5 protein-coding genes are annotated in these 3,542 nt (G+C 74.2%); all 5 read right to left on the reverse strand.

Annotated features, from left to right (window positions below; all coding sequences use genetic code 11):
• Positions 1 to 317, reverse strand: a 317-nt coding sequence (locus ACLEQD_RS39340) for a glycosyltransferase (protein ID WP_410391040.1), incomplete at its 3' end; no start/stop codon positions are given.
• Entirely contained in the window at positions 257 to 1,030 is a 774-nt protein-coding gene (locus ACLEQD_RS39345) for a hypothetical protein (protein ID WP_410391042.1), read from the reverse strand. The genes ACLEQD_RS39345 and ACLEQD_RS39340, both read right to left, overlap by 61 nt.
• The gene (locus ACLEQD_RS39350) at positions 1,030 to 2,130 is read right to left on the reverse strand and encodes a glycosyltransferase (RefSeq protein ID WP_410391044.1); all 1,101 of its coding nucleotides are present in this window, start codon (positions 2,128 to 2,130) and stop codon (positions 1,030 to 1,032) included. Before ACLEQD_RS39350 ends, ACLEQD_RS39345 begins: the two co-directional genes overlap by 1 nt.
• Positions 2,127 to 3,266 carry a glycosyltransferase gene (locus tag ACLEQD_RS39355; RefSeq protein ID WP_410391046.1) on the reverse strand — a complete coding sequence of 380 codons (1,140 nt, stop codon included), beginning with the start codon at positions 3,264 to 3,266 and terminating at the stop codon, positions 2,127 to 2,129. The genes ACLEQD_RS39350 and ACLEQD_RS39355 overlap by 4 nt, the downstream gene beginning before the upstream one ends.
• A gap of 23 nt (positions 3,267 to 3,289) precedes the next feature.
• Positions 3,290 to 3,542 (reverse strand): glycosyltransferase (locus tag ACLEQD_RS39360; protein WP_410391048.1); only part of this gene is annotated, 253 nt, incomplete at its 5' end.

Here is a 3,542-nt window from a genome sequence, read left to right on the forward strand (position 1 = left end):
GTGCGTCGCGCGTCTGCTCGGCGAGACCCGCGCCGGGCCCGCAGCGCCACCGCCTGGCGCTCCGCCTCCGGCAGCTCGCGCAGGTAGCCGAGCGTCTCCCGCGCGCCGCGCGACACCAGTATCTCCACGCCCGGCGTGAAGAAGCCGTCCAGCCCCTCCCACGCGTCGCTGATGATGGGCACGCCGCACGCGGCCGCCTCGAACAGCCGCACGCTCGGCGAGTACCCGGCGCGCACCATGTCCGCGCGGGTGACGTTCAGCGTGAAGCGCTGGGCGCCGTAGAAGGCCGCGTGCTCCGGCGGCGCCAGGTGCTGCACGCGCTCCACCTGGGGCGGCCACGCCACGCCTTCGGGGTACTGGGCCCGGCCACGACGAAGCGCCCCTCCGGCCAGCCGCGCGCCGCGTCCAGCATCAGCCGCTCCAGCACCGGCTGCCGGTCGTCGCTGTACGTGCCCAGGTAGCCCAGGTCCCAGCGCGGCGTCCCCGCGCACGGGCCATACAGCTCCGGGTCGCAGCTACAGTACAGCGGCCGGGCCGCGGGCGAGCCCAGCTCCCGCTCGATGCGCTGGAGCGTGGGCCCGCCGGTGAAGGACAGGTAGAGCTGGTAGCCGGGCACCAGGTGGGGCGCGAGGTACTCGAAGTCCCCGCGCTCCAGCTTCGCCAGCGTCACCGGCGTGTCGATGTCGTAGAAGGCCGTGACGCCCCTCGCGGTGCCCTGCACCCACGCGCCCACGCCCACGCCCTGCGGCACGTAGGAGCCCACCACCACGAGGTCGGCCTTGCGGACCTCGGCGGCGAAGCGCTCGCGCAGGTCGTCCAGGCCGGCGTACAGCTCCGTGCGCCCGGCCCAGGTGCCGCTGGGGTCGCGGTGCGCGGCGTACCAGGGCACGTCCCGCTCCAGGAAGAGCACGTCGTGCCCGCGCCGCGTCAGCTCGCGCACCAGCGCCCGGTAGGTGGTGGCGTGGCCGTTGCCCCAGCTGGAGGTGATGGACAGCCCCAGGATGACGATGTGCATGTGCTGGGGCGCCATCACGCCGGTCCCCCGGGGGCTGGAGCGCGGTAGCCCAGCTCCGCCTCCACCTCCACCGCCCGGTGCGCGTACGTGTGCTCGGCCAGCACGCGCCGCAGCGCGGCCTGCCCGACGCGCCGGGCGTCCTCCGGGGTGAGGCGCTTCAGGTGCTCGGCGACCTCCTCCGCGGAGTGGGCCACCAGCACCTCGCGGCCGGGCTCCAGGAACTGCTCCACGCCCTCGAAGGCGTCGGTGATGAGGCAGGCGCCCGCGCCCGCGGCCTCGAACACGCGCGTGGCCGGGGAGAAGCCGAAGCGCGCCATGCTGTCGCGGTGGATGTTGAGCACCGCGCGCGCCGAGCAGTTCAGCGCGTTGTGGTCCTGCGTGTAGACGTGTCCCAGGCGCACGACGTTGGCGGGCAGGACGCGGGCCTCCCAGCCGCTGCCGCCCAGGAGCATGCGCAGCCGGGGCAGCGCCTCCGCGGCCTTGAGGAAGAAGGCCTCCACGCGCGCCTCGCGGTCCGGCAGGCGGTTGCCCAGGAAGGCCAGGTCCCCGGCGAAGCGCGGGTCGGGGGCCACGGGGTGGTGGGTGTCCGGATCCAACGCGTTGTAGATGGGCACGCAGCGCTTCGCGCCCAGCTCGCGGTACGCGTTCACCACCGGCGCGCCGCCGCCGTAGGTGAGGATGTGGTCGTAGCGCGGGATGAGCGGGCGGAAGAGGTCGTTCGCGTCCTTCGCCACGCGCTCCAGCGTCGCGGGCGCGTCCACGTCCCAGAAGACCACCCGCGTGCCGGAGCGGCGCAGCTCCAGCACCCGCGCCTCCAGGTAGGAGTCGAAGGTGCCCACGCCGCTGGCCTTCACCACCACGTCCACGCCGAACGCGTCGTCCAGGCACGCGTCCACCGAGCCCCGGTCGTCCGCGTAGACGACGACGCGGGCCCAGTCCGGGTCCTGGAGGTCGCGGTGCTGCTGCCGGCCGTAGGCGTCCGGCTCGTAGAAGGTGACGCGGTGGCCGCGCGCGTGCAGGGCGCGGATGAGGCCCCGGTAGTAGGTGGCCGCGCCGTTCCAGTAGGCGGACACCAGGCTTGAACCAAAGAAGGCGATGCGCAGGCCGTGGCTCATGCGAGGACCCTTTCGGGGGACTGCGGGTGGAGGACGTCTTCGGACATGCCCAGGGACTGACAGATGCCCAGCAGCTCCTGCACGCGGTGCGCGCAGGTGTGCCGGGACAGGACCGTGCGCAGGCCGGCCTCCGCGAAGGCGTGCCGCAGCTCCGCGTCCGCGACGAGCGTGGACAGGTGCCGCCGCATCTGCGCCCCGTCGCGGGCGACGAGGAAGTCCTGGCCCGGCGTGAAGAGCCCGTCCGTGTCCTCCCAGGGGGCGGACACCAGCGGGATGCCGCAGGCCAGCGCCTCGAAGGGGCGGATGGTGGGGATGCCGGGCAGCCGGGTGGCGTAGGGCCGCCGGGGGATGTGCACGGTGACGCGCGCCTGGGAGAAGGCCAGCGGCACGCGGTGGTTGGGCAGCCAGCCGGCGTACTCGATGCCCGCGTCGAAGAGGGCGCGCAGGGCGGGGGCCGGGTAGCGCACGCCGTGCACCCGCGCCGTCAGCCCCAGCGTGTGCACCGGCTCCAGGAGGAACTCGTCCAGCTCCTTCGTGCGCTCGTCGTCGCCCCAGTTGCCAATCCAGACCAGGTCCCGCACCTCGCGGTTGCGCGGGTGCGGGTGGAACACGCGCACGTCGGCGGCCTCGTGCCAGGTCCACGCGCGCCTCGCCCAGCCCTGCTCCAGGTAGAGGTCCCGGAGCACGTCACCGAAGGCGAGCACCCCGTCGTACTGGGACAGGCCGTAGCCGGCCAGCGCGTCGGGGGCGCTCACGCCCCGGTGGTGGGTGTCGTGGAAGAGCAGGCGGAAGCGGCCGCCGTCGCGGCGGTGCTCGCCGATGCGGCGCACCAGCTCCGGCGGCGTCCACTCGTGCACCAGCACCAGGTCCGCGCCGTCCAGCACGGCCTCCAGGTTCAGCGAGTCGCGCGTGTAACGCTCCGGGCGCACGCGCGGGTAGAACGCGCGGACCTCGTTGAGCGCGGCCACGCCGTGGGGCTCCTCCAGCAGGTGCTGGACGCTCCAGGCGTCCTCGGGTTCGAGCACGCGCACGGCATGCCCGCGCGCGGACAGCTCCGTCACCACTCCGCGCAGGAAGTGGGCGTTGCCGTGGTTCCAGTCCGACAGCAGGGAGTGGCAGAAGAGGACGACTCGCATGGGTGGGCAGGCTCCTCGGTTCGTCAGGACACGCGTTGCTCGAGCCGGGCCAGGCTCGCGTAGAGCTCCAGGTAGGCCTCCGCCATCCGGGCGGGCGTGAAGGTGAGCGCGCGCTCGCGGCCCCGCGCCGCCAGGGCCTCGCGCTCGCGCGGATGGTCCATGAGGAAGCGCAGGGTCCGCGCCAGCGCGCGGGCGTCGTCCGGCGGCACGAAGCGCGCGGCGTCCCCCACACCTCGCGCAGGCTGGGAAGGTCCCCCAGCACCAGCGCGCAGCCGG

This window comes from Corallococcus sp. 4LFB, assembly GCF_046520365.1.
GTDB classification, from domain to species: domain Bacteria; phylum Myxococcota; class Myxococcia; order Myxococcales; family Myxococcaceae; genus Corallococcus; species Corallococcus caeni.

What these genes read in the sequence shown, in the direction of transcription:
- ACLEQD_RS39345 (WP_410391042.1), bottom strand. Translation starts at nt 1,030, where the DNA reads ATGGCGCCCCAGCACATGCACATCGTCATCCTGGGGCTGTCCATCACC.
- ACLEQD_RS39350 (WP_410391044.1), bottom strand. Translation starts at nt 2,130, where the DNA reads ATGAGCCACGGCCTGCGCATCGCCTTCTTTGGTTCAAGCCTGGTGTCC.
- ACLEQD_RS39355 (WP_410391046.1), bottom strand. Translation starts at nt 3,266, where the DNA reads ATGCGAGTCGTCCTCTTCTGCCACTCCCTGCTGTCGGACTGGAACCAC.